General features: G+C 64.9%; 1 protein-coding gene. It reads right to left on the reverse strand.

The window, feature by feature from the left end; translation table 11 throughout:
• Positions 1-254: 254 nt before the first annotated feature.
• Positions 255-1,280: an IS110 family transposase gene (locus tag BSZ14_RS18730; RefSeq protein ID WP_076712053.1), complete on the reverse strand. Its 1,026-nt coding sequence runs from the start codon at positions 1,278-1,280 to the stop codon at positions 255-257.
• Between the last annotated feature and the right edge of the window lie 79 nt (positions 1,281-1,359).

The following is a 1,359-nucleotide window of genomic DNA, read 5'->3' on the forward strand; positions in this document are numbered from 1 at the left end:
AACGTATGGCCCGCCCCGTCGGCAAGCGGTTTGTGTCAGCTATTCTGATCAGTCTGCGAAAACGTATCCGGCCTTTTGACGCAAGGTCATTGGCCAAGATGGAGATCCGCGCGTCCTGGTCCTCATAAAGGGGCCGGCATCGAGTGCCATTTTACGCCATAGGGTTCCAGGACACCGGTCGACTGTCAGGCCATCTGTCACTTACCTCCCGCAGACATCATCCAGCCGGTGCGGGCTGCATCGGCCGATCCCGTTCAGACCGCTTGCGCGACTGGTTCGTAGGTGCGTTCGTGACGCAGCAGCGCCCAGACAATGCGCGCCATCTTGGCGGCCAGCGCCACGACGACGGTGTTGGGGTGGGAGCGCGAGAGCAGGCCACGTAGCCACGCGCCGAGCCGCGTATCACTCCTGCTCATGGTCGGCAGCGATGCACGAGCACCCTGGATCAGGTTCTTGCGCAGGTAGCGGCTGCCACGTTTGGTGATGCCAAGCAGCCGCGGCTTGCCCCCAGTCGTCGCCTGCCGCGGCACGAGGCCCAGCCACGCGGCCAGGTCGCGACCACGCGCAAAGGTCCGAGCATCCCCGACTGCGGCCACCAGCGCAGTTGCATTGAGCGCGCCGATCCCGGGGATGCTCAGCAGTCGTCGCGTCCTCTCATCCGTTCGTGCCGCATCGGTGAACTCGGCGTCGAGGTCGGCGATCCGCTCGTCGAGGGCCGTCCAGCGCAGGCGCATGTCGCTCACCAGCCGATGGATGCGAGGGCCGAGCACCGGCTCGTCACCATCCAGCATCTCGCCGAGCCGCACGGCCAGCTTGGCGCGGCCTTGCGGCACGATGTGGCCGCGCTCGAGAAGCAGGCTTCGGATCTGGTTCATCAACGAGGTCCGATCTCCGACGAGCTGGTCCCGGATACGGTGCAGCGTCTGCATATCGAGCTGCTCCTCCGTCTTCAGTTCGACGAACCGCATGGTCGGCCGGGTTGCCGCTTCCGCGATCGCCTCGGCATCGCGGTCGTCGTTCTTCTGCGCCTTGACGTAGGGGCGGACATATTCCGGCGACATCAACCGCACCGCATGCCCGTGTCGTGCCAGTGCGCGACCCATGTGATGCGCACCGCAACAGGCTTCCATCGCGACGATGCAGGGCGGCAAGGTCGCCGCATAGGTGATGACCGTCTCGCGACGCATCCGTCGGCGCACGACGACCTTGCCCGTCGCATCCAGACCCACCACGCTGCAGCTGTTCTTGCCCAGATCGATCCCGAGAACCGATACGTCCATGACCTTGGCTCCTTCCTCAAACGACCCGCTGTCGTGCGATAACAACGGTTCGGTTTAGGGGCGGGCCATCCATAAAGGG

The organism is Sphingomonas sp. Sph1(2015), from assembly GCF_001970915.1.
Taxonomy (GTDB): Bacteria; Pseudomonadota; Alphaproteobacteria; order Sphingomonadales; family Sphingomonadaceae; genus Sphingomonas; species Sphingomonas parapaucimobilis.

Bases quoted from the DNA above. Each gene is read 5' to 3' on its own strand.
- BSZ14_RS18730 (WP_076712053.1), bottom strand. From the start codon at position 1,280: ATGGACGTATCGGTTCTCGGGATCGATCTGGGCAAGAACAGCTGCAGC.